Origin of the sequence: Rhodococcus wratislaviensis (assembly GCF_041228765.1) — a bacterium.
Taxonomy (GTDB): Bacteria; Actinomycetota; Actinomycetes; order Mycobacteriales; family Mycobacteriaceae; genus Rhodococcus_F; species Rhodococcus_F wratislaviensis.
Window position 1 is genome coordinate 3,559,111 of sequence record NZ_CP150488.1, and the last position, 20,470, is coordinate 3,579,580.

At 68.5% G+C, this 20,470-nt stretch carries 23 protein-coding genes; 9 read left to right on the plus strand and 14 right to left on the minus strand.

Annotated elements, in window-relative coordinates; genetic code table 11:
• Positions 1-55: 55 nt before the first annotated feature.
• On the minus strand, positions 56-733 hold the full coding sequence (locus WKC72_RS16285) for a TetR family transcriptional regulator (protein WP_037241375.1): 678 nt from the start codon (positions 731-733) through the stop codon (positions 56-58).
• A gap of 109 nt (positions 734-842) precedes the next feature.
• Here WKC72_RS16285 and WKC72_RS16290 point away from each other — a divergent pair, with 109 nt between their 5' ends.
• Together WKC72_RS16290 and WKC72_RS16295 are read left to right on the plus strand one after the other, a co-directional pair.
• A complete protein-coding gene (locus WKC72_RS16290) occupies positions 843-1,757 on the plus strand; it encodes a shikimate dehydrogenase (protein WP_037241378.1) in 915 nt (304 codons plus the stop codon).
• Between the two features lie 116 nt (positions 1,758-1,873).
• Entirely contained in the window at positions 1,874-2,365 is a 492-nt protein-coding gene (locus WKC72_RS16295) for a metallophosphoesterase (RefSeq protein WP_037241393.1), read from the plus strand.
• 112 nt (positions 2,366-2,477) lie between these two features.
• On the opposite strand, the gene WKC72_RS16300 is transcribed toward WKC72_RS16295, so the two are convergent.
• From WKC72_RS16300 to pcaH, 6 genes are read right to left on the minus strand one after another with little or no spacing between them, the layout of a single operon-like run.
• Complete coding sequence (locus WKC72_RS16300) at positions 2,478-3,689, minus strand: acetyl-CoA C-acetyltransferase (protein ID WP_112300892.1); 1,212 nt, start codon at positions 3,687-3,689, stop codon at positions 2,478-2,480.
• A gap of 36 nt (positions 3,690-3,725) precedes the next feature.
• Positions 3,726-4,523: an IclR family transcriptional regulator gene (locus WKC72_RS16305; RefSeq protein ID WP_370183387.1), complete on the minus strand. Its 798-nt coding sequence runs from the start codon at positions 4,521-4,523 to the stop codon at positions 3,726-3,728.
• Complete coding sequence (pcaD, locus tag WKC72_RS16310) at positions 4,520-5,722, minus strand: 3-oxoadipate enol-lactonase (RefSeq protein ID WP_370183389.1); 1,203 nt, start codon at positions 5,720-5,722, stop codon at positions 4,520-4,522. Before pcaD ends, WKC72_RS16305 begins: the two co-directional genes overlap by 4 nt.
• Positions 5,719-7,071, minus strand: coding sequence for a 3-carboxy-cis,cis-muconate cycloisomerase (gene pcaB / locus WKC72_RS16315; RefSeq protein WP_370183390.1), 1,353 nt, complete (start codon positions 7,069-7,071; stop codon positions 5,719-5,721). Before pcaB ends, pcaD begins: the two co-directional genes overlap by 4 nt.
• Positions 7,072-7,099: 28 nt before the next feature.
• The gene (gene pcaG, locus WKC72_RS16320) at positions 7,100-7,741 is read right to left on the minus strand and encodes a protocatechuate 3,4-dioxygenase subunit alpha (RefSeq protein WP_037226322.1); all 642 of its coding nucleotides are present in this window, start codon (positions 7,739-7,741) and stop codon (positions 7,100-7,102) included.
• On the minus strand, positions 7,741-8,454 hold the full coding sequence (gene pcaH, locus WKC72_RS16325) for a protocatechuate 3,4-dioxygenase subunit beta (protein ID WP_370183393.1): 714 nt from the start codon (positions 8,452-8,454) through the stop codon (positions 7,741-7,743). Before pcaH ends, pcaG begins: the two co-directional genes overlap by 1 nt.
• 152 nt (positions 8,455-8,606) lie before the next feature.
• Between pcaH and WKC72_RS16330 the strand changes: the two genes are divergently transcribed.
• Both WKC72_RS16330 and WKC72_RS16335 read left to right on the plus strand, forming a co-directional pair.
• Entirely contained in the window at positions 8,607-9,356 is a 750-nt protein-coding gene (locus WKC72_RS16330) for a CoA transferase subunit A (protein WP_005248111.1), read from the plus strand.
• On the plus strand, positions 9,353-9,994 hold the full coding sequence (locus WKC72_RS16335) for a 3-oxoacid CoA-transferase subunit B (protein WP_370183396.1): 642 nt from the start codon (positions 9,353-9,355) through the stop codon (positions 9,992-9,994). The genes WKC72_RS16330 and WKC72_RS16335 overlap by 4 nt, the downstream gene beginning before the upstream one ends.
• A 9-nt stretch (positions 9,995-10,003) precedes the next feature.
• Here WKC72_RS16335 and fdhD read toward each other — a convergent pair whose 3' ends face one another.
• Positions 10,004-10,831: a formate dehydrogenase accessory sulfurtransferase FdhD gene (gene fdhD, locus WKC72_RS16340; protein ID WP_112300888.1), complete on the minus strand. Its 828-nt coding sequence runs from the start codon at positions 10,829-10,831 to the stop codon at positions 10,004-10,006.
• A gap of 129 nt (positions 10,832-10,960) precedes the next feature.
• Between fdhD and WKC72_RS16345 the strand changes: the two genes are divergently transcribed.
• The 3 genes from WKC72_RS16345 to WKC72_RS16355 all read left to right on the plus strand — a co-directional run bounded on the left by WKC72_RS16345 (position 10,961) and on the right by WKC72_RS16355 (position 14,757).
• Positions 10,961-11,584 carry a GNAT family N-acetyltransferase gene (locus WKC72_RS16345; RefSeq protein ID WP_037226332.1) on the plus strand — a complete coding sequence of 208 codons (624 nt, stop codon included), beginning with the start codon at positions 10,961-10,963 and terminating at the stop codon, positions 11,582-11,584.
• 62 nt (positions 11,585-11,646) lie between these two features.
• Positions 11,647-12,660: an iron-siderophore ABC transporter substrate-binding protein gene (locus tag WKC72_RS16350; protein WP_037226334.1), complete on the plus strand. Its 1,014-nt coding sequence runs from the start codon at positions 11,647-11,649 to the stop codon at positions 12,658-12,660.
• 48 nt (positions 12,661-12,708) lie between these two features.
• On the plus strand, positions 12,709-14,757 hold the full coding sequence (locus WKC72_RS16355; protein WP_128641889.1) for a prolyl oligopeptidase family serine peptidase: 2,049 nt from the start codon (positions 12,709-12,711) through the stop codon (positions 14,755-14,757).
• Between the two features lie 21 nt (positions 14,758-14,778).
• On the opposite strand, the gene WKC72_RS16360 is transcribed toward WKC72_RS16355, so the two are convergent.
• Positions 14,779-15,039 carry a WhiB family transcriptional regulator gene (locus WKC72_RS16360; protein ID WP_370183400.1) on the minus strand — a complete coding sequence of 87 codons (261 nt, stop codon included), beginning with the start codon at positions 15,037-15,039 and terminating at the stop codon, positions 14,779-14,781.
• Positions 15,040-15,098: 59 nt separating this feature from the next.
• Complete coding sequence (locus WKC72_RS16365) at positions 15,099-15,650, minus strand: HNH endonuclease (protein ID WP_370183403.1); 552 nt, start codon at positions 15,648-15,650, stop codon at positions 15,099-15,101.
• Between the two features lie 418 nt (positions 15,651-16,068).
• Between WKC72_RS16365 and mihF the strand changes: the two genes are divergently transcribed.
• Both mihF and WKC72_RS16375 read left to right on the plus strand, forming a co-directional pair.
• A complete protein-coding gene (gene mihF / locus WKC72_RS16370; protein WP_005248100.1) occupies positions 16,069-16,380 on the plus strand; it encodes an integration host factor, actinobacterial type in 312 nt (103 codons plus the stop codon).
• Positions 16,381-16,531: 151 nt separating this feature from the next.
• Positions 16,532-16,990, plus strand: coding sequence for an SRPBCC family protein (locus tag WKC72_RS16375; protein ID WP_037226341.1), 459 nt, complete (start codon positions 16,532-16,534; stop codon positions 16,988-16,990).
• 125 nt (positions 16,991-17,115) lie between these two features.
• On the opposite strand, the gene WKC72_RS16380 is transcribed toward WKC72_RS16375, so the two are convergent.
• From WKC72_RS16380 to WKC72_RS16395, 4 genes are read right to left on the minus strand one after another with little or no spacing between them, the layout of a single operon-like run.
• Entirely contained in the window at positions 17,116-18,393 is a 1,278-nt protein-coding gene (locus WKC72_RS16380) for a D-amino acid dehydrogenase (protein ID WP_370183406.1), read from the minus strand.
• A complete protein-coding gene (locus tag WKC72_RS16385) occupies positions 18,390-18,800 on the minus strand; it encodes a RidA family protein (protein ID WP_370183408.1) in 411 nt (136 codons plus the stop codon). Before WKC72_RS16385 ends, WKC72_RS16380 begins: the two co-directional genes overlap by 4 nt.
• Positions 18,793-18,942 (minus strand): hypothetical protein, encoded by a 150-nt coding sequence (locus tag WKC72_RS16390; RefSeq protein WP_167344009.1) that lies wholly within the window; start codon positions 18,940-18,942, stop codon positions 18,793-18,795. Before WKC72_RS16390 ends, WKC72_RS16385 begins: the two co-directional genes overlap by 8 nt.
• On the minus strand, positions 18,939-20,363 hold the full coding sequence (locus tag WKC72_RS16395; protein WP_037226343.1) for a sodium:solute symporter: 1,425 nt from the start codon (positions 20,361-20,363) through the stop codon (positions 18,939-18,941). The genes WKC72_RS16390 and WKC72_RS16395 overlap by 4 nt, the downstream gene beginning before the upstream one ends.
• Positions 20,364-20,470 lie beyond the last annotated feature (107 nt).

A 20,470-nucleotide genomic window follows, 5' to 3' on the forward strand; every position in this document is an offset into this window, starting at 1 on the left:
GAAGCAAGGTAACCCAGGTCACAGCCTCGAGTCAATAATGGTCGAAATGGTTAGTTCATACTTTCCCGGGCTGCTGCAGGTAGGCCAGGACGACGTCGCCGATCATCGCGCGCAGGTGAGGGCGGTTCTCCGCGCCGGTGAGATCCCAGTCGAACAGCGCCTTGAACGTGTACCGATTCGCCACCCGGAAGACGCAGTACGAGCTGATGAGCATGTGGATGTCGAGCGCCGTCGTGTCGGTGCGGAAGAGGCCCGCCTCCTGTCCTCGCTGGAGGATCCGCTCGAGCGTGCGAATCGCCGGGGCCTGCGTCTCGGGGAGCCCCTCGGCCCGGACGAGGTTGGCGCCACGATTCGTGTTCTCGATCGCGACGAGACGGATGAAGTCGGGGTGAGCCTCGTGATGGTCGAACGTCAGCTCGGCGAGCGCCCGGATCGCCTCGGTCGGCTCGAGGTGGTCGACGTCGAGCTGGGACTCCTCGTAGCGGATCTCCTCGTAGGCCCGCTGCAGGACTGCCCGGTACAACCCCTCCTTGTCGCCGAAGTAGTAGTAGAGCATCCGCTTCGTGGTAGCGGTCTTCGCCGCGATTTCGTCGATGCGGGCCCCGGTCAATCCCTTGTCGGCGAATTCCGTCATCGCCACCCGCAGGATGTTCTCCCGGGTCTTCTCGGGATTGCGGGTCCGTTTGACCGTCTCCTTCTCGGAGGTCGCGCCCGTCGTCTCGCTTCGTGTCATCCCTGAAACTCCTGCCTGTGCTGTCTTCCGTGCGGTATGGAGGTATGCTACCGTGACATAACTCACTAGATAGTTAATTAGTTCTCGCCCTCTCCCGGAAGTGATCGCCATGACCTCTCGTGACCTCGATTCCCCCACCGCCGGCCCGTCATACCTGTGCGGTCTGATCGGCACCGGGATCTCGAAATCGCTGACCCCGCCGCTCCACGAGGCCGAGGGTCGCGCGCAGGGCGTCGGGTACGTGTACCGGATCCTCGACCTCGACACGCTGGGCATGGGCGTCGAGGGACTGCCGCAGCTCCTTTCGGCCGCCAAGCTCCTCGGGTTCAACGGGCTCAACATCACGCACCCCTGCAAGCAGGCCGTCATTCCGCTGCTGGACGACCTGTCCGACGACGCCCGCAAGCTCGGCGCGGTCAACACGGTCCACATCGACGGCGGTCGTCTGATCGGCCACAACACCGACTGGTCCGGATTCGCGCGCAACATGGACGAGGGACTCGAAGGTGCGCCGATGAACCGCGTCGTGCAGCTCGGTGCCGGCGGCGCCGGCGCGGCCGTCGCCTACGCCGCGCTCACCCGGGGTGTCGGACACTTCACGATCATCGACGCCGATGCCGCGCGCTCGAAGGATCTGCGCGACTCGCTCGCCGCACTGTTCCCGGACCGGGAAATCGCTGCCGGCGACCTCTCCGCCGTTCCCGCAGCGGTCGGAGCGGCCCAGGGCCTGATCCACGCGACGCCGATCGGCATGGCGGCTCACCCCGGCATGGCACTCGACGCCGCACTGCTGCGCCCCGACCTGTGGGTCGCGGACGTCGTCTACCGTCCCGCCGAAACCGAACTCCTCCGCCGCGCCCGCGAGATCGGTGCCCGGACCCTCAGCGGAATCGGCATGACCATCGGTCAGGCCGTCGACTCGTTCCGGATCTTCACCGGCCTCGAGCCGGACGCGCAGCGGATGCGTGAGCACATGGGTCTGCTGTTGCAGGCGGAGGACGCCGCCGCGCTCGCGGGCGCGTAAGCACTTACTCCCACCCATTTCTGCACCCGCACCCCTTTTCTGCCCCTGCACCACTTTTCGCATGAAAACGGGTGCGGATGCAGAGAAAGGGTGCGGATTTGGCGCAGACTGTCACGGTGAGGTTATTGCTGCTGGCCGACACCCATGTCCCGAAACGGGCGAGAGACCTGCCCGCGCGGGTGTGGGACGAGGTCGACCGCGCCGACGTCGTGATCCACGCCGGCGACTGGGTCGATCTCCCCACATTCGAGGCGCTGAAGGCGCGATCGTCGCGACTCGTGGCGTGCTGGGGCAACAACGACGGCGATGAACTGCGCGCCCTGATGCCCGAGCGGGCGGACGTCACGCTGGCCAGTGTGCGCATCACCGTCGTTCACGAGACCGGGGCCTCCGCAGGCAGGGAGACGCGGATGTCGGCGGCCTACCCGGACACCGACGTCCTGATCTTCGGGCACAGCCACATTCCCTGGGACACCACCACGGAAACCGGTCTGCGACTGCTGAACCCGGGATCGCCGACGGATCGACGACGCCAGCCGCACTGCACGTACATGACCGCCACCGCCAACGACGGAGAACTCGGCGACGTCGAATTGCACCGGTTGTGACGAGCCCGGCTGCTTTCGTGACGCAGCCGGGGACGTCCATCCTCGGCCCGGAACGAACATCGGCGAGCAGGCACGAAGCCCGCCCGCCGATGCGTGCGCCGAGGGCGCTGCGTCAGACCCGCTCGAACACCGCAGCCAGTCCCTGGCCGCCGCCGATGCACATGGTCTCGAGCCCGTAGCGGGATTCGCGACGGTCCATCTCCCGCAGGAGGGTGGCGAGAATGCGGCCACCGGTGGCGCCGACGGGGTGTCCGAGGGAGATGCCGGATCCGTTGGGGTTGAGGCGTTCGTCGGTGGGGTCGAGGTCCCAGCTGCGGAGGACGGCGAGGGTCTGCGCGGCGAAGGCCTCGTTCAGTTCGATGACACCCATGTCGGACAGCGACAGTCCGACCTGACCGAGGGCCTTCTCCGTGGCGGGCACCGGGCCGATGCCCATGGTGCGCGGCGGGACGCCGGCCACGGCCCAGGACGCCATGCGGGCGAGGGGCTTCAGCCCCAGTTCCTTCGCCTTCTCGGCGGTCGTCACGATGCACACGGCGGCGCCGTCGTTCTGCCCGCTCGCGTTGCCGGCGGTGACGGTGGAGGCGGAGTCGATCTTGGAGCGGATGGCGCGGAGCTTCGACAGCGACTCCACCGTGGTGTCGGCGCGCGGGTGCTCGTCCCTGTCGACGACGAGCGGGTCCGACTTGCGTTGCGGCACCGTCACTCCGACGATCTCCTCGGCGAAGCGTCCCGATTCCTGCGCGGCGACGGCACGCTGGTGCGACTGCACGGCGAGCGCGTCCTGGTCTTCACGGCTGATGTCGAATTCGGCGCGGAGGTTCTCGGCGGTCTCGATCATGCCGCCGGGCACGGGGAAGTTCGCCCCGCCGGCGGTGACGCGGGCGCGGGCGAGCCGGTCGGCGAGTTGCACGCCTTCGCCCTTGACGCCCCAGCGGATGTTCGGGTTGGTGTAGAACTCGGCCTGGCTCATGGATTCGGCGCCACCGGCGAGGACGAGGTCGTTGCCGCCGGACGCCACCTGCAGCACGGCGGTGATGACCGCTTGCAGACCGGATCCGCAGCGGCGATCCACCTGCATGCCGGGGACGTCGATGCCGAGTCCGGCATCGAGGGCCGCGATCCGGCCGATGGCCGGGGCTTCCCCGCCCGGGGACGCCTGGCCCAGGATGACGTCGTCGATCTGGCTGCCCTCGATGCCGGTGCGTTCGACGAGAGCCGTGATGACGGTGGCCGCGAGGCTCTGCGGGGTGATGTCTTTGAACACTCCGCCGAAGCGCCCGACCGGCGTTCGCAGGGGCTCGCAGATGACGACGTCACGCATGGAAAGACCTTTCATGAAGATTCCTCGGTCACAGCGTCAGCGATTGACGGTGGCGAGGTCCTGTTCGATGTCGGTTGCGGTGACCCGCAGCGACGGGATGAGATCGGAATGCAGATCCTCGAGGCTGTATCGCGCGGCCGGAGTGGAGATGTTCACCGCGGCGACGGTCAGCCCGGAGGCGTTGCGGATCGGGGCGGCCATCGACCGCAGGCCTGCTTCGAGTTCCTGGTCGAGAACACAGATGCCGTCCGCGCGGACCGCGAGGATCGCAGCTTTCAGCTCGTCGCGGGCCGTGATCGTGCGTTCGGTGAGCCGCTCGATGTCGAGCTTTTCGAGGTACGTGTCGAGTTCGTCGTCGGGAAGTCCCGCGAGCAGGACCCGGCCCATCGACGTGGCGTACGCGGGGAGCCGCGTTCCGATGGTGATGCCCACCGTCATGATCCGGCTGACGGGCACCCGGGCGACGTAGACGATGTCGGCACCGTCGAGGATCGACACCGACGACGACTCGTGGACCTGGTGGCTCAGCCTCTCGAGGTGCGGCTGCGCGACCTCCGGCAGCGACAGGCTCGACAGGTAGCTGTATCCGAGTTCGAGAACCCGCGGGGTGAGCCAGAACGCGGAACCGTCCGTCGCCACGTAGCCGAGTTCGACGAGGGTGAGCAGAAATCGGCGGGCGGTGGCGCGGGTCAGGTCGGTGGCGCGGGCGACGTCACTGAGCGTGCGCCGCTGATTCCGGTCGTCGAAGCAGCGGATCACGGCGAGGCCCCGGGCCAGCGACTGCACGTAGTCGGGGGACGGGAGGATCTTCTCCGTCGGTTCGGTAGCGGTCATGTCTGCGAATTCTCCTCCGTGGCCTCTGTCTCGGTGGAGGACAGGTCGGCGAGGGCCTGTTTGCCGAGTGCGAACCCGAGATTGCTGTTGGGCACTCCGGCGTAGACGGAGGTGTGGAGGAGCACCTCGCCGATGGTGTCGGCGTCGACACCCGCGCGGAGTGCGGCCCGGATGTGCATGTCGAGTTCGTGCTCGTTGCCGACCGCGGTGAGCACGGCGATCGTGAGCAGCCGCCGCAATTCGTGGTCCAGTCCGGGGCGCGACCAGATGTCGCCCCACGCGGTGCGGGTGATGAAGTCCTGGAACGGTGCCGTGAAATCGGTGGTTCCCGCCACGGACCGGTCCACGTGCGCGTCGCCGAGTATCGCGCGGCGCACCGTCATTCCCTGTGCGTGCGCGGCGCGACGTCCGCGCGCGTACCCGCCGCCGGCGATGTGTTCGCGCAGCAGCGCCGTGACGGCGCCTGCCTGCTCGAGGTTCGCGACGTGGGCGGCAGGGGAGAGCACCTCGAACCGGGCACCGGTGATGCCGTCCGCGAGGACCTGCATGACCGACGGCGGGGTGGACGGGTCCTCCTCACCCGCGATCACCAGTGTCGGTGCGCTGATGCGGGACAGGTCGGCGGTGAAATCCCAGTCGGCGAGGGCGTCGCAGCACGCGGCGTATCCCTCGGGGGACGTCGACGCGATCATCTCGCGGTAGTGCCGGACGAATTCCGGATCACGCTTGGCGAGCCCCTCACTGAACCACCGTGCGACGACGGCATCCGCGAGCGACTCCGGGCCGTCGGTGCGCGACGCGGCGGCCCGCTCGGTCCATCCCTGCGGTTCACCGAATTTCGCGGCGGTGCACAGCAGCGACAGCGACAGCACCCGGCGCGGGGCGTGCGCGCCGAGCCACTGGGCGATCGCCCCGCCCATGGACAGTCCGACGAAGTGGGCGGCGTCGACTCCGAGCGAGTCGAGCAGGGCGAGGACGTCCTCGGACAGGTCGCGGACGGAGTACGGGCCGTCCGGTGCGGGCGATTCGCCGTGGCCGCGCTGATCGACGGCGACGACCCGGCATTCGTCGGACAGCGCCGCGATCTGCGGGTCCCACATGGACCGGTTGGAGCCGAGCGATCCGAGCAGGACCACGACGGGGGCGTCCGCTGTGCCGTTCCGGGGTCCGGAGATTTCGTGTGCGAGTGCGACTGTCATCGCGTTCCTTCCCGGCCGCGGGCCACTGTCTCCAGTGCGCGGTCGACGATGTCGTGGGCGTGGCCGAGGTATCCGGCGGGGTCGAGCAGGGCGCGGATCTCGTCCGCCTGCAGGTATTCGAGGAGCCCTGGATCCTCGTCTAGGGGGTGTCCGGTCTCGCACGCGGCGGTGACGAGGTCGCGCGCGTTGTCGGTGCGGGCGGACAGGGCGCCGGTGACGCGTTCCGCGAGGAGCAGGCCACCGGTGATGTCGAGGTTGCGGGCCATCGCGTCGGGGTGGACGTTCAGCCCGCCGAGCGAGTCGGCGATGCGCGCGACGGCCCCGCCGGTGAGGCGCAACAGGTCCGTGAGCGTTTCCCACTCGGCGTGCCAGGCACCCGCGGCGCGCTGCTGCTCGTGATCCATCGAGCCGAGGATCGTCGCGACGAGTCCCGGGGTGCGGCGGGCCGCGGCGCGGGCCGCGATCGCGGCCACCGGATTGCGCTTGTGCGGCATGGCCGACGAACCGCCGGGTGACCCTTCGCTGACCTCGCCGACCTCGGTGGACGACAGGAACACGAGGTCGGTGGCGATCTTCGCCACCGCGCCCGCAGCCGTTCCGAGCGCCGACGCGAGCAGCGCGATGCGGGTGCGATCGGTGTGCCAGGGCACGTCCTGACGTGCCAGCGCGAGTTCGTCGGCGAGCACGTCGGCGACGTCGAGGCCGTGCGGGTAGAGCGCAGCGGACGTGCCGGCCGCGCCTCCCAGTTGCACGGGAAGTCCGTCGAGGGCGTCGAACAGTGCACGGGAAGCCCTGTGCAACGCCGTCATCCACCCGGCGGCGAGCACGCCGAACGTGGTGGGGAGGGCCTGCTGGCCGAGTGTGCGACCGGCGATCGGGGTGCCGCGCTGGGCCCGTGCGAGCGCCTCGGCGCACACCACCGCCTCGTCGAGGGACGCCAGGATGTGCGCACCCGACCGGCGGCACAGCAGCATCAGGGCGGTGTCGAGGATGTCCTGACTCGTGGCGCCCTTGTGCACGTGGCTTCCGGGCACCCCGAGATCGGCGGCCGCGACCTCGCCGCGGAGCAGTTTCACCAGCGGGATCACGGGATTACCCCCCGCTGCGGCCGCCTCGCCGAGGGAGTCCACATCCACGGAGCCCTCGGCGACGACGCGCGCGAACACCGACGAGATGGCGTCGGCGGACGCGGCGGGGATGACGTCGCACTTCGCCTCCGCCCGGGCCAGGGCCCCCTCGACCTCGACCATCGCGGTGACCCACGCCCGGTCCGAGAGCAGCGCCGACAACTCGCCGGCACCGAACGTCGGATCGAACAGGGTACCCCGGGAAGGCTCCGGAGAGTTCACGCGCGACACCTTTCTGCGTTGGGACCGATTACAGGGCGAAGAACGGGGTTTCCCGTCCGTCCGTGTTCTGCACGTGGATCGTCAGGTGGTATCCGCGGTCCGTCTTCTCCGCGATCAGCTTGGGGCGGTCGGCCTCCGGGACGGCGGACAGCACGGGGTCCGACGCGTGCGCATCCGTGTCCTCGGGGAAGTAGAGCCGCGTGTACAGCCGCTCGAGCATGCCGCGGGCGAACAGTCCGACGTTGATGTGCGGGGCCTCGACGGCGCCGTCCTCGGCGGGAAGGGCACCCGGCTTGACCGTGTGCACCACGATCGTGCCGCTCTCGTCGGCGAACACGCGGGCGAGGCTGCGGAAGCCGGCGGGGGTCGCCTCGGCGGCGCCGCGGGGATCGGTGGGGCTGTTGAACCGCCCCGCCGCATCTGCCTGCCAGGTTTCGATCATCGCGTCACCGATGGGCTGACCGGCTCCGTCGATGACGTTGAAGGACACGTCGATTCGTCCCGGCGCATCCTCGGGGACGGCGTCGCCGCTGTTCTCCCACGTGGGGAACAGGCCGATGTGGACGTACGGGCCGACGGTCTGGGACGGGGTGACGCCGAACGGCACCTCGTCCTGGCTCTTGGCGAAAACCGGGTAGCGCGGGGCGTCGGGGTTCTGGGTGTCGATCATCAGTGGCCCTCCGGGTCCTCGAACGGGGTGGCGTCCTGACCGCGCAGAACGATGTCGAACTTGAATCCGACGGCCCAGTTGTCGCGGGTGTGGTCGTAGTCGAACGTGCTGATCATCCGCTCGCGGGCCGCTTCGGGCACGGAGTTGTAGATCGGGTCCTGGAAGAAGAACGGATCGTCCGGGAAGTACATCTGCGTGACCAGTCGCTGGGTGAACGCCTGACCGAACAGGGAGAAGTGGATGTGCGCGGGCCGCCACGCGTTGTGGTGGTTGCCCCACGGGTAGGCGCCGGGCTTGATGGTCGTGAACTCGTAGTGGCCCTGCTTGTCGGTGAGGCAGCGGGCGACACCGTTGAAGTGGGGGTCGAGCGGGGCCGGCCAGGAGTCCATCTTGTGGCGGTAGCGGCCTCCGGCGTTGGCCTGCCACACCTCGATGAGGGTGTCGGGGATGGGCTTGCCCGCGCTGTCGAGGAGGCGGCCGTGGACGATGATGCGCTGTCCCTGGGCCTCGCCGCCGTTGGCGTGGGTCATGTCGTTCTCACCCTTGGCGATGTCGGCGTCGCCGAAGACCGGACCGGTGATCTCGCCGAGTCGCTGCGGGACCAGGATCAGGTCGTTCTTGGGGCTGCGCAGCCGAGTCGTCTTGTACTCGGGGAACAGCAGCGGGGCATTCGCTTCGTGCCCGGCGTGGTGGTGGGCTGGCAGATGCAGCATGGAAAAAGATCCTCACGTTCTCGATGTGAACAGTCGGCCGCTATTCGCACATAGTAGTCGCGTTCTGTGATGGGGCCAACAGGCGGGGCGCAATTTGTTCGCAATGTGGATGGGTGTTCACTACTCGAACATTTTGCGGTAGCCTGGGTCACATGGTCAACAAAGTCTTCGCAACGGCGGCCGAGGCCGTTGCCGATGTCCCCGACGGAGCGTCCCTCGCGGTGGGCGGCTTCGGCCTCGTCGGTATCCCCTCGGTCCTCATCGACGCCCTCCTCGCACAGGGTGCGACCGACCTCGAGACGGTCAGCAACAACTGCGGCACCGACGGTTTCGGTCTGGGTCTGCTCCTCGAGCAGCACCGGATCCGGCGCACGATCAGCTCGTACGTCGGCGCCAACAAGGAATTCGCGCGGCAGTACCTCAGTGGGGAGCTCGAGGTCGAGCTCACTCCGCAGGGCACGCTGGCCGAGCGGATGCGCGCCGGGGGAGCGGGCATCCCCGCCTTCTACACCCCCGCCGGTGTCGGGACGCAGGTCGCCGACGGCGGTCTGCCGATCCGCTACGACGGTCAGGGCGGCATCGCGGTGGCGAGCAAGCCCAAGGAGACGCGCGAGTTCGACGGCGAGGCCTTCGTCCTCGAGCGCGCCATCCGCACCGACTTCGCGCTGGTTCACGCATGGAAGGGTGACCGCCTCGGCAACCTCGTGTACCGGGAGACGGCCCGCAACTTCAACCCGGACGCCGCAGGCGCCGGTCGCATCACCATCGCGCAGGTCGAATACCTCGTCGAGCCCGGCGAGATCGATCCCGCCGAGGTGCACACCCCCGGCATCTTCGTCCAGCGTGTGGTCGAGGTCGGCAAGCAGGAAACGGGAATCGAGAACAGGACGGTGCGGGCATGAGCTGGACGCGTGACGAGATGGCGGCCCGGGTCGCGGCCGAGCTGGAGGACGGGCAGTATGTGAACCTCGGCATCGGCATGCCCACCCTGATCCCCGGTCACATCCCGGCCGGCAAGGACGTCATCCTGCACTCGGAGAACGGCATCCTCGGCGTCGGGCCGTACCCGACCGACGACGAGGTCGATCCCGAACTGATCAACGCGGGCAAGGAGACCATCACCGTGGTCTCCGGCGGCGCGTTCTTCTCCTCCTCCGACTCCTTCTCGATGATCCGCGGCGGCAGCGTCGACGTGGCCGTTCTCGGCGCCATGCAGGTCAGCAGCCACGGCGACCTGTCCAACTGGATGGTCCCGGGCGCCATGGTCAAGGGCATGGGCGGCGCGATGGACCTCGTCCACGGCGCAGGCAAGGTCATCGTGATGATGGATCACGTCACCAAGAAGGGTGAGCACAAGATCCTCGAGGAGTGCACGCTGCCGTACACCGGCAAGCGCTGCGTGCAGAAGATCGTCACCGATCTCGCCGTCATCGACGTCACCCCCGACGGTCTGCGGCTCGTCGAGACCGCGCCCGGCCACAGCGTCGAGGACGTCCAGGCAGCCACCGGCGCGAAGCTCCTCGTCGACGCCACCGTCTAGAAAGCCCGCTCAGGCCCCGATCTTCACGCGCTGGGCTCCGGCATAGACGTTCATCGACTCCCCACGGAGGAAGCCGACGAGCGTCGTGCCGGATTCCAGTGCCAGGTCGACGGCCAGCGAGGACGGCGCCGACACCGCGCCGAGCATCGGTACCCCCGCCATCACGGACTTCTGCACCAGTTCGAAGGATGCGCGCCCGCTGACGAGCAGAACGCTGCCCGACAGCGGCACCCGGTCCTGCGTCAGCGCCCACCCCAGCACCTTGTCGACGGCGTTGTGTCTGCCGACGTCCTCCCGCAACGCGACGAGTGCGCCGTCGGGGGTGAACAGGCCCGCGGCGTGCAGTCCACCCGTCGAATCGAAGATGCGCTGACCCGCCCGCAGGGTGGCAGGCATCGACGACAGCGTGGCCGCGGTCACCGACAAGTCGTTGCCGGACAAGGGGAATCGTGACCGTGTCCGGACCTGGTCCAGCGACGCCTTGCCGCACACCCCGCATGCCGACGAGGTGACGAATCGGCGTTCCGGTCCACCCGGTGCCGGGACGCCCTCGGCCAGAACCACATTGAGCACGTTGTACGTGTTGGCCCCGCTCTCGTCGACGCCGTCGCAGTAGCGGACGACGGACACGTCGTCGCGGTTCTCGATGACGCCTTCGGTCAGCAGGAATCCGTGCACCAGGTCGATGTCGTCGCCCGGGGTGCGCATCGTCACCGACAGGGAACGGCCGCCGACCCGGATCTCGAGGGGCTCTTCGACGGCCAGCGAATCGGGTCTGCGTGTCGTTCCGTGCTCGGTGATGCGGACGACCGGGCGTCGCGCGGTGACGCGGCCCATCACCTGCCGCCGGATTCACTCGGTCTGCGTGCGTGCGAGGGTCGGGGCATGAGTCCATAGTGGCCCCGAACCGGGCGCGACGGCCAGTCGTTCCGGCGCGCCCGCGCGATGGGCCCGTACCCTCTGGACATGGGTGTGAGCGTGCGAGCGGCGACCGGATCCGATATCCCCGAATTGTCGCGCGTCCTGGCCGACGCGTTCTTCGACGACCCCGTGATGGTGTGGATGTGGCCGGACCCCGAGCGCAGGCGGCGCGGCCTGCCGAGACTGTTCGCGGTCGAGATCCGCCATCACCATCTCGCCGGGGGCGGAGCCGAACTGGCCGAGGACGGCGACGGCGTGGTCCGCGGGGCCGCCATGTGGGATCCGCCCGGCGGCTGGAAGCAGTCGACACTGTCGTCGCTCCTCAGCCTGCCGGGACTGGTCCGCGCGTTCGGCTCGAGGCTGGGCGTCGGGGCCGCGGTGAGCGGAACCGTCGAGGACGCACACCCGGTCGATCCCGTGCACTGGTATCTGGCGACGATCGGGACGTCGAGCGCGGGGCGGGGCGGCGGTTACGGGAAGGCGCTGTTGCGGTCGCGGCTGGACCGGTGTGATGCCGAGGGGCTCCCGGCGTATCTGGAGTCGAGCAAGGAAGACAACATTTCCTACTACGAGCGGTTCGGCTTCGACGTCACCGGCGAGATCCGGATCCCGGACGGCGGGCCGACGCTGTGGGCGATGTGGCGGGAACCCGTCCGCGCGACCCCTTAGGCTAAGCTCGGCAAGCCTTACCTAAGTGGATCGTAGTACCTGGTAGACGAGAGGGTCGCCGCATGAACGTGGGTCAACAGAGGATCGGCCTGAGCCGACGCGGATTCCTCGTGGGCACCGGGGGAGCGCTGCTCGCGTTCGCCGCGGCCTGCAGCAGCTCGGACGGCGACGGCTCCGGCAACGGCAGTGAGCCGTCGGGCCCCGTCATCGCCCACAAGTACGGCGAGACCCAGGTGCCGACCGACCCGCAGCGCATCGTCAGTGTGGGCTACAACGACCAGGACACGATCCTCGCGCTCGGCGGCCCACTGGCAGGCACGTTCGACTGGTACGGCGATTACCCCTACGGCGTGTGGCCGTGGGCGCAGGACCTCCTCGGCGACGCGCAGCCCGAGATCGTGGGGACGGCGTCGACCAACATCGACTTCGAGAAGGTCGCGGCCATTGCCCCGGACCTGGTGGTCGGCACCTACTCCGGTCTCACCCAGGCCCAGTACGACAAGCTGAGCGCCATCGCGCCGACCGTGGCGCAGCCCGCGGACTTCGCCGACTACGGCGTTCCGTGGCAGGACCAGACGAGGATTCTCGGCGACGCGCTCGGCAAGAAGGACAAGGCTGCCGAGCTGGTGTCCTCCGTCGAGACGCAGTTCGACGACGTCCGGGCCGCCAACCCGGCGTTCGCGGGAAAGACCGTCCTCGTCGGCGCGCTCAAGGGCCCGGGGCAGTTCGGCGTGTACGGTCCGGAGGACCCGAAGGTCCGCTTCTTCACCGAACTCGGCTTCGTCAACCCCCCTGTCACGGAGCAGATCACCGGCAATTTCGCCGAGATCAGCACGGAGCAGCTGTCGCTCGCGAACGTCGACCTCCTCGTCTGGTACGCGGGCGGTGGCTACGGCGACAAGCTGCGCGCGGAACTCGACAAGACGCCGATCTATCAGGAACTCGACGTGGTGAAGGCCGGACGCACGATCACACTCGAGGACGCCGCCGCCGAGGCGATGGCGTGGAGCACCGTGTTGAGCCTGCCGTACGCGTTGAACGAGATCCCGCCGCGGGTCGCGCCCCTGCTCGCCTGAGACGCGGATGTCCGACGGTGTGAGCCCGGTTCGTGATACCAACGACTCGTGACCGCGATTCCTGAACTCCACGCCGGAACTCCTTTCGACGACCTCGACGACTACCTCGCGCTCGGCCGCATCGGCGGCCTCGCGCTTTCCGCGGACGGGAGAAGGCTCGTCGTCGCGCAGTCGACGCTCGACGAGAAGGCGACGAAGTACGTCACCGCACTGTGGGAGATCGATCCCACCGGTGAGTTCGCGGCACGCCGGCTCACCCGTGGCCGCAGCGGGGAGTCCAACCCGACGTTCACCAGCGACGGCGATCTCCTCTTCACGTCCTCCCGTCCGACGCAGGACGAGGACGACCTTCCGGACGACCTGTGGCGACTGCCCGCGCGGGGCGGCGAGGCGGTGGTCGTCGCGCGCCGCGGCGGCGGCATCACCGGGGTCCGCGCCGCACGGTGCGCGTCGCGTTTCGTCGTCACCACCGGGGTTCTGGGGAGTTCGGGCGAGTCCGCGGACGACGAGCGGGTGCGCGCCGAGCGCAAGGAGAAGAAGGTCTCGGCGATCCTGCACACGGGCTACCCGATTCGGTACTGGGACCACGATCTCGGTCCCGACGTGCCCCACCTCCTGTCCGCCCCACTGGACGCGCTCGCGGAGAACGGGCAGGAGCCGGAGCTGACCGACCTCACCCCGATGCCGGGTCCCGCGCTACGGGAGGCGAACTACGCGCTGAGCGACGACGGCGCCTTCGTCGTGACGTCGTGGACGGTTCCCGGTCCGCTGGCGTCGATACGGAACATCCTGGTGCGCGTCGACACCGAGACGGGGGCGCGCACGGTCCTCGTCGACGACGCCGACGCCGATCTGTCGGACCCGGTGATCTCCCCGGACGGACGGCATTTCGTGTTCACCCGGGAATCACATGCGACACCCGACTCCGCGCCTCGCTTCACGCTGCACCGCTACAGCTTCGACACGGGCACCGTCACGGAGGTGGCGCCGGAGTGGGACCGGTGGGCCACGTCCGTGGTCTGGCTGTCCGACGGTTCGGGGCTCCTCGTCACCGCCGACGACCGTGGGCGCGCGCCGATCTTCGTCCTCCGTGACGGTGCGGACCCCACTCGGGTGACGACCGACGACTGCGCGTACACCGACCTGCAGGTGGCGCCCGACGGGTCGACGGTGTTCGCGCTGCGGGCGTCGTACGCGGCGCCGCCGCACCCGGTGCGCATCGACATCACCACCGGCGCGGTGTCACTGCTGAAGGCGCCCGCCGACCTCCCCGAGCTGCCGGGCACGCTGACGGAGGTCGAGACCGTCGCCGCCGACGGCGCGGCGGTGCGCGCGTGGCTCGCGGTGCCGACCGGCGCCTCCGCCCACGCGCCGGTGCCTCTCGCGCTGTGGGTGCACGGCGGCCCCCTCGGTTCGTGGAACACCTGGTCGTGGCGATGGAACCCGTGGCTGCTCGTGGCGCGGGGGTACGCCGTGCTGCTGCCGGACCCGGCGTTGTCGACCGGCTACGGGCAGGAGTTCGTGGAGCGGGGCTGGGGTAAGTGGGGCAAGGCACCGTTCACCGATCTCATGGCGGTCACCGACGCCGCGGTGGCGCTGCCGGAGATCGACGAGAAGCGCACCGCGGCGATGGGTGGATCGTTCGGCGGCTACATGGCCAACTGGATCGCCGGACACACCGACCGGTTCAAGGCGATCGTCACCCACGCGAGCCTGTGGGCGCTGGACCAGTTCGGTCCGACCACCGACGCCGCCTGGTACTGGCAGCGGGAGATGACGCCCGAGATGGCGGTGGAGAACTCACCGCACCTGTACGTCGCGGACATCGTGACTCCGATGCTGGTCATTCACGGAGACAAGGACTTTCGCGTCCCGATCGGCGACGGGTTGCGCCTGTGGTTCGAGCTGCTGTCCGAGTCGGGGTTGCCCGCGGACGACGACGGTCGCACCGAACACCGCTTTCTCTACTTCCCGGACGAGAACCACTGGATCCTCACCCCGCAGAACGCGAAGGTCTGGTACCAGGTGGTGCTGTCGTTCCTCTCCGAGCACGTGCGGGGCGAGGACGTCGCGCTGCCCGAGATCCTGGGCCGGTAGCCGGGGCCGCGCGGGGCGGATTCACGTCCGGTTCTCGCGCCCCCGATCGAATTCCTTGCCACCCCACACACCGGTCTGACCGGTGGCCCTGGCGAACAGCTCGCAGCGCGTCCGCAGTGCGCAGTGATGACAGACGTCGCGCGCGTACGCGAAATCCTCTGTCGGAAACGGGAACCACCGGTCCGGCTCGGGGTCTGCGCGGCACGCGGCGTTCACCCAGCCCGCCGGATCGTCGGAGGCGGGCAGCAGAGTGGACAGGGATGTGTCCAGGACGTCGGTCATCGGTAATCTCCCCTCCCGGGAGAAGGTCGGTCGGTAAGGCGGGTGCGGAGGTCTCGCGGCTAGACCGCCGCGAGATCCCTCCAGATCTGCCGCTGCGCCTTTTCGATGTGCCGGGGCGCCTTCGGCTCCCAGAGGAGCGGCATTCCCGCCTCCTCCGGTGTGCGGTCGGCCTTCCTCTGGTTGCAGGGGACGCAGCAGGCCACGAGGTTGGCCCACGTGTTCGGTCCGCCGCGGCTCCTCGGCAGCACGTGGTCGATGGTCGTCGCGACCGGCTCGGCGCAGTAGCCGCAACGATTGCGGTCGCGCCGGAACACGCCCGCGAACGTCGCGCGGCTGCTGTCGGTCACCAGCACGGAGTGCTGGACGTAGACGTAGCGCAGCAGACGAATGGTCCGCGGCAGCCTGATCTCGACGTGTTGCGAGCGAATCGGGAACGGAGGCTCCCGATCCGCGACCGTCTCGGCCGCGCCGACGCTGATCAGCACGACGGCGCGCTCCGCGGGAATCTCGCAGAGGGCCTCGTACGTCACATTGAGGACCAGCACATCCGCGCGTGACCAGCTGCGGGCGTCGAGGGTGCTGCCGGGTGGGTTGCGGGAGAAGTGCCTCACGGGAGATCTCGGTTCTGTCGTCGGTTCGCGGCGGAGGGGGCACGCCGGGCGACGTCAGTCGAGTCAGGCGTGTCGGGCGGAGCGGTGGGTCTTCGGGGCGGGCATGATCCCGCGTTCGCCCTGCCGGCCGGCGGGGAAGGAGGAGGCGGCACCCGTACGTGACCGCTGCAAGCGGGCTGCGTGGGATGTGGGCAGTGCGCGCATCGCTACTTCCTTCCTGAACTCGACGTGTGAACCGATCGGAACACGTCGAGCATGACACAGCACACCGCCCGCGTCGTGGCATTTTTCGCGCCGTCGGAGCGGTGAGCCGGGGCCCGTCGAATCGGACAGGATGCGCGACACGTCCGATGGATGCGGTGAAGTAGCGGTTCTCTCGCTACGGTGTTCGATACGTACCCCGAATGAAGGAGACATCGTGGCACTTCCCCAGCTCACTGACGAACAGCGGGCAGCAGCTCTCGAGAAGGCCGCCGCCGCTCGTAAGGCACGCGCAGAGCTCAAGGACAAGCTCAAGTCCGGTGACATCACCCTCAAGCAGGTCCTTTCCAAGGCCGATGTCGACGACATCATCGGAAAGACCAAGGTCAGCGCCATTCTGGAAGCCCTGCCGAAGATCGGCAAGGTGAAGGCCCAGGAGATCATGGCCAACCTGGAGATCGCTCCGACGCGCCGCCTCCGTGGTCTCGGCGACCGTCAGCGCGACGCCCTGCTGGCGCACTTCAGCTGACACGTTCCCCGGGTGCCCGCCCCACCGCTTCCGGCGGCGGGCGGGCGCCCGGACGCGTCTTCCCGTCCTTCACCCCGTGAGTGCAACCTGAAGGTTGCGCAACGAGAGGTCAATGTGCAACCGTGGGGTAGCACATTGTCGAGAGGTGAGGATGATCATGAGCGTTCCGGACGCATCCCAGGACAGGATCGAGCGCGAGATCCAGATCGACGCCCCCATCGAGCGGGTGTTCCGGCTGGTGAGTGAACCCGGCTGGTTCATCGGCGACGGCGAGCCGGGCAAGACGACCACCACACGTGAAGGCGACGTCTTCGTCGTGGACTTTCCCCCGTACGGGCGCTTCCCGATACTTCCCGTCACGTCCGACGCACCGCACTACGTCTCGTTCCGCGGAGGAGACGATCCCGCGCAGCCGCTCGTGGAGGGCACGTCCACCCTGGTCGAGTTCTTCCTGTCGGAGCGGGACGGCGGCACACTCCTCCGCGTCGTCGAGACCGGATTCGCCGCCCTGTACCCGAATGCCGAGCGCCGCGCGGCCGCCTACGAAGGCAATGTCGAAGGCTGGGAAATGCAACTCGCGTTCGCCAAGCGCGACGCCGAAAGCGGCTAGCCATACGCCTCTGTCGCACTGGTGTGACGACCTCGCTGACCGCAGTCGGGGGTTGCGGTCAGCGAGGTCGGTGCGCCGCTGTTTCCGGAGGCACGCCTGGATAGTCGTCGAGCCGGTGCGCTTCGTTACGCGTCTCGTGCGCTCGGATGCCGACGGGACGAAATCGGGGAGTACGGAGTCGGGTCGATGTCCGGTCGTCGTTCGTCCACCAGATCCGCGAGGACGCGGGCCGAGCCGACCGCCATGGTCCAGCCGACGTGACCGTGACCGGTGTTGAAGTACAGATTGTCGTGGCGTCCCAGCCCGATCATCGGCGGGCCGTCGGGCGTCATCGGGCGAAGGCCCGTCCGGTATCTGGCCGTGTCCCAGTCCACGGCGCCGGGGAACAGTTCGTTCCCCGCGTCCACGATTCCCGCGTAGTCGGCGGGGGAGTGACTGCGGTCGTACCCGACGAACTCCGCGGTGGCCGACATTCTCAGTTCGTCACCGAACCGCGACCAGGCGACGAGCGTCTTCTCGTCGATGCCGCCCACCACCGGCGCGCGGTCGGGATCCTTGACGGTCGCGGTCAGCGTGTATCCCTTGGCCGGGTAGACGGGCAGTCGCAGACCGATACTCCGCGCGACGAGAGCGCTCGCGGCACCGGCGGCGAGGACGAAGGCATCCGCGCGGACTTCACCCTGATCGGTGACGGCTGAGGTGATGGCCGCGCCGTCGGTCTCGAGGCGGACGACGGACGTGCCCAGGTGGAACCGGACCCCCAGCCGTCGGCATTCCTCGGCCAGCCCCACCGAGAATCGGTGCGGGTCGCCGGTGCCGTCGGTGCGGTCGTGGATCGCGCCGGCGAACGTGGCCGTCCCGTGCCGGAGGGCGGGCTCGGCGGCCGCGATCTCCTCGGGGCCCAGCACGTCCTGCCGCTGTCCGTGGTCGCGGAGCAGCTGCGAGTTGATCTGCGCTCGTTCGAGTTCCGCTTCGTCCCGGTACAGGTACAGCACGCCGTTCCGTGTCTGGCAGTACTCGAGGTTCTCGCGGGCCGCGAGTTCGTCCATCAGTTGCTGGCTGTACCGGGCAAGTCGGAGCTTCGCGAGAGTGTTCGACCGTGCCCGGGAGGCCGTGCACTCGCGGAGGAATCGCACTCCCCACCGGGCGAGTTCGACGTCCGCCCGGGGGCGGACGCGGATCGAGGTCGACGCGCCGAGCAACGAACGGAACAGCATGGTGGGAGCCGACGGCGACGCCCACGCGTAGGAGTGGCCGGGCGCGATCAGTCCGGCGGTGCTCGCGCTGGTGTCGGACGCGACGTCGCTGCGCCGGTCGTATACATGCACCTCGTGTCCACGTTCGGCGAGAGCATGGGCGGTCGCCACGCCGACGGCCCCTGCTCCGAGTACTGCCACCTTCATTCCGTTTCCTTTCCTTCGGTCGAGCCCCGGCCCGTGACGGCAATGGCCTGTATCTCCACGAGCAGCTGCGGGTCCAGCAGGTCCGCGACCACGGTCGCCCTGGCCGGGCGGTGCTCTGCGGCGAACCAGCGCATCCATTCCTCGTTGAAGCGTGGGGCGTCGCCGGCGTTCGCGAGATACACCGTGGCCGAGGCGATGTCGTGCAAGGTGGCGCCTGCCGCGGCGAGGACCCGGTCGAGTCGTGTGAGGGAGTGCCGTGTCTGCTCCACCACGTCGGTGCCGACGACGTGGCCGGTGTCGTCGAACGAGACCTGGCCGGAGACGAATACGAGGTCCCCGACCCTGCGCGCCGACGGGTACGGGCTGGTGCCTGTGGTCACGCCGGGCACATCCACGATGTCACCCATGGTCGCGCTCGCCGGCCTCGGCGGTGTCGCTGTCGCCGCGCAGCACTTCCTTGACGTAGAAGCGCCAGCCGAGGAAGCCGACCCAGAGGGTGACGGCGATGACGGCGGCGGGTACCCCGAAATAGAGGAGGACGGGAATCATGCGAATTCTCCTTCGGTGACGCGGACGGCAGGCTGCTGCCGGCGCGGATAACGGGCCGCGGTGGCCATGGCGACCGTCACGAAGACGAGCAGGTTGGCGACGACGCCAGGCACCAGCCCGTCCAGTCCGAACGGAGCGTCGAGGCCCCACTGCCACACCGCGGTGACGATCGCGCCCGCCGTGATCGCCGACAGCGCCGCCGGAGCGGACCGCACGCCGAACAGCACGGCGCCGAACAGTGGAACGATGATCGTCGGAGCCCACAGTGTGTAGCTGTAGAGGAGGGCGTCGACGATGGACGGAACGCTGAGGGCGAAGATGGTCGCCCCGGCGCCGACGACGACACTGGTGGCCCGCTCGATGGTCAGCCGCCTCGACGGTGGCAATTCGGTGGGGCTGAGTGGCTGATAGATGTCCTTGGTGAGGACGACGGCGGTGGAATTGAGGTAGGAACTGGCCGTCGACATCACGACTGCCATCAGTGCCGCCACCACCAGTCCGAGAACGCCGACCGGCATCAGGTTCATCACCACCGTCGGAAGCGCCTGATCGCTTTCGATGTCCGGGTACAGGACGAGTGCGATCAACCCGAGAGACGCCGAGGTGAAGAAGAAGAAGAACGAGAAGAACCCGGCCAGTGCGTAGCCCTTACGGGCGTGCCGCGAGTCGGGGGTGGAGAACGTCCGCTGCGCGTACGGCGGGACCAGCGTCTCGCCGAGCAGTAGTGCCGCGAAGAGCGTGAGGAACTGTGCGGGGGAGTAGTCACCCATGAACGAAAGGTGCTCGGCGGGAACACTGTCCAGGAGAGCCGACGGTCCGCCGACGGCGTCGAGTCCGATGAGGAGCGCGACCGGCAGGAGGACTCCCAGGAAGACGAACTGCAACAGGTCCGTCTGGATCACCGCCCAGGCCCCGCCGAACGAGGAGTAGAGCACGACCACTCCCATACCGATGATCACCGCGGGCACGGTGGGCACGTCGAGGGTGGCGTTGACGACGGTACCGATGGCCAGGGCCTGGGCGCCGAGGATGCCGGCGCACAGGACGACGGACAGTATGCCGGTCACCAGTCGTGCCGGCCGGCCGTAGTGGGCCTCCATGATGTCGCCGAGGGTGTGGGCGCCGATGTAGTTCTTGAGTCTGGGCGCGACGAAGTAGCCGACGAGCACCGTCTGAACGCCGAACGCGCAGAACGCGAACATGTACACGTATCCGTCGCGCATGGCGGCGCCGGCGACGCCGAGCGATGCTCCGCCGCCGAGGAAGGCTGCGGCCAGGCTGCCGAAGAAGACCGGCCAGATGATTCGGTTGCCCGCCACGGCGAAATCGTCCGGCGACTTGACGCGTCGCATGGTCTGGACGCCGATCAGGACGAGTAGCAGGAAGTAGGCACCGAGAAGTATCCAGTCGAGGATTGCCATGTGAACTCCTAGTTGGGATGAACCCATCGTAGGAACGGTCTGTGACCGTCGTCACTAGGCAAGCTGACCTTGATCTACACTGAAATCGATCCTTGATTGTGCGACAT

What these genes read in the sequence shown, in the direction of transcription:
- WKC72_RS16285 (WP_037241375.1), bottom strand. Translation starts at nt 733, where the DNA reads ATGACACGAAGCGAGACGACGGGCGCGACCTCCGAGAAGGAGACGGTC.
- WKC72_RS16290 (WP_037241378.1), top strand. Translation starts at nt 843, where the DNA reads ATGACCTCTCGTGACCTCGATTCCCCCACCGCCGGCCCGTCATACCTG.
- WKC72_RS16300 (WP_112300892.1), bottom strand. Translation starts at nt 3,689, where the DNA reads ATGCGTGACGTCGTCATCTGCGAGCCCCTGCGAACGCCGGTCGGGCGC.
- WKC72_RS16305 (WP_370183387.1), bottom strand. Translation starts at nt 4,523, where the DNA reads ATGACCGCTACCGAACCGACGGAGAAGATCCTCCCGTCCCCCGACTAC.
- pcaD (WP_370183389.1), bottom strand. Translation starts at nt 5,722, where the DNA reads ATGACAGTCGCACTCGCACACGAAATCTCCGGACCCCGGAACGGCACA.
- pcaG (WP_037226322.1), bottom strand. Translation starts at nt 7,741, where the DNA reads ATGATCGACACCCAGAACCCCGACGCCCCGCGCTACCCGGTTTTCGCC.
- pcaH (WP_370183393.1), bottom strand. Translation starts at nt 8,454, where the DNA reads ATGCTGCATCTGCCAGCCCACCACCACGCCGGGCACGAAGCGAATGCC.
- WKC72_RS16330 (WP_005248111.1), top strand. Translation starts at nt 8,607, where the DNA reads ATGGTCAACAAAGTCTTCGCAACGGCGGCCGAGGCCGTTGCCGATGTC.
- WKC72_RS16335 (WP_370183396.1), top strand. Translation starts at nt 9,353, where the DNA reads ATGAGCTGGACGCGTGACGAGATGGCGGCCCGGGTCGCGGCCGAGCTG.
- fdhD (WP_112300888.1), bottom strand. Translation starts at nt 10,831, where the DNA reads ATGGGCCGCGTCACCGCGCGACGCCCGGTCGTCCGCATCACCGAGCAC.
- WKC72_RS16345 (WP_037226332.1), top strand. Translation starts at nt 10,961, where the DNA reads ATGGGTGTGAGCGTGCGAGCGGCGACCGGATCCGATATCCCCGAATTG.
- WKC72_RS16350 (WP_037226334.1), top strand. Translation starts at nt 11,647, where the DNA reads ATGAACGTGGGTCAACAGAGGATCGGCCTGAGCCGACGCGGATTCCTC.
- WKC72_RS16360 (WP_370183400.1), bottom strand. Translation starts at nt 15,039, where the DNA reads ATGACCGACGTCCTGGACACATCCCTGTCCACTCTGCTGCCCGCCTCC.
- WKC72_RS16375 (WP_037226341.1), top strand. Translation starts at nt 16,532, where the DNA reads ATGATCATGAGCGTTCCGGACGCATCCCAGGACAGGATCGAGCGCGAG.
- WKC72_RS16380 (WP_370183406.1), bottom strand. Translation starts at nt 18,393, where the DNA reads ATGAAGGTGGCAGTACTCGGAGCAGGGGCCGTCGGCGTGGCGACCGCC.
- WKC72_RS16385 (WP_370183408.1), bottom strand. Translation starts at nt 18,800, where the DNA reads ATGGGTGACATCGTGGATGTGCCCGGCGTGACCACAGGCACCAGCCCG.
- WKC72_RS16390 (WP_167344009.1), bottom strand. Translation starts at nt 18,942, where the DNA reads ATGATTCCCGTCCTCCTCTATTTCGGGGTACCCGCCGCCGTCATCGCC.
- WKC72_RS16395 (WP_037226343.1), bottom strand. Translation starts at nt 20,363, where the DNA reads ATGGCAATCCTCGACTGGATACTTCTCGGTGCCTACTTCCTGCTACTC.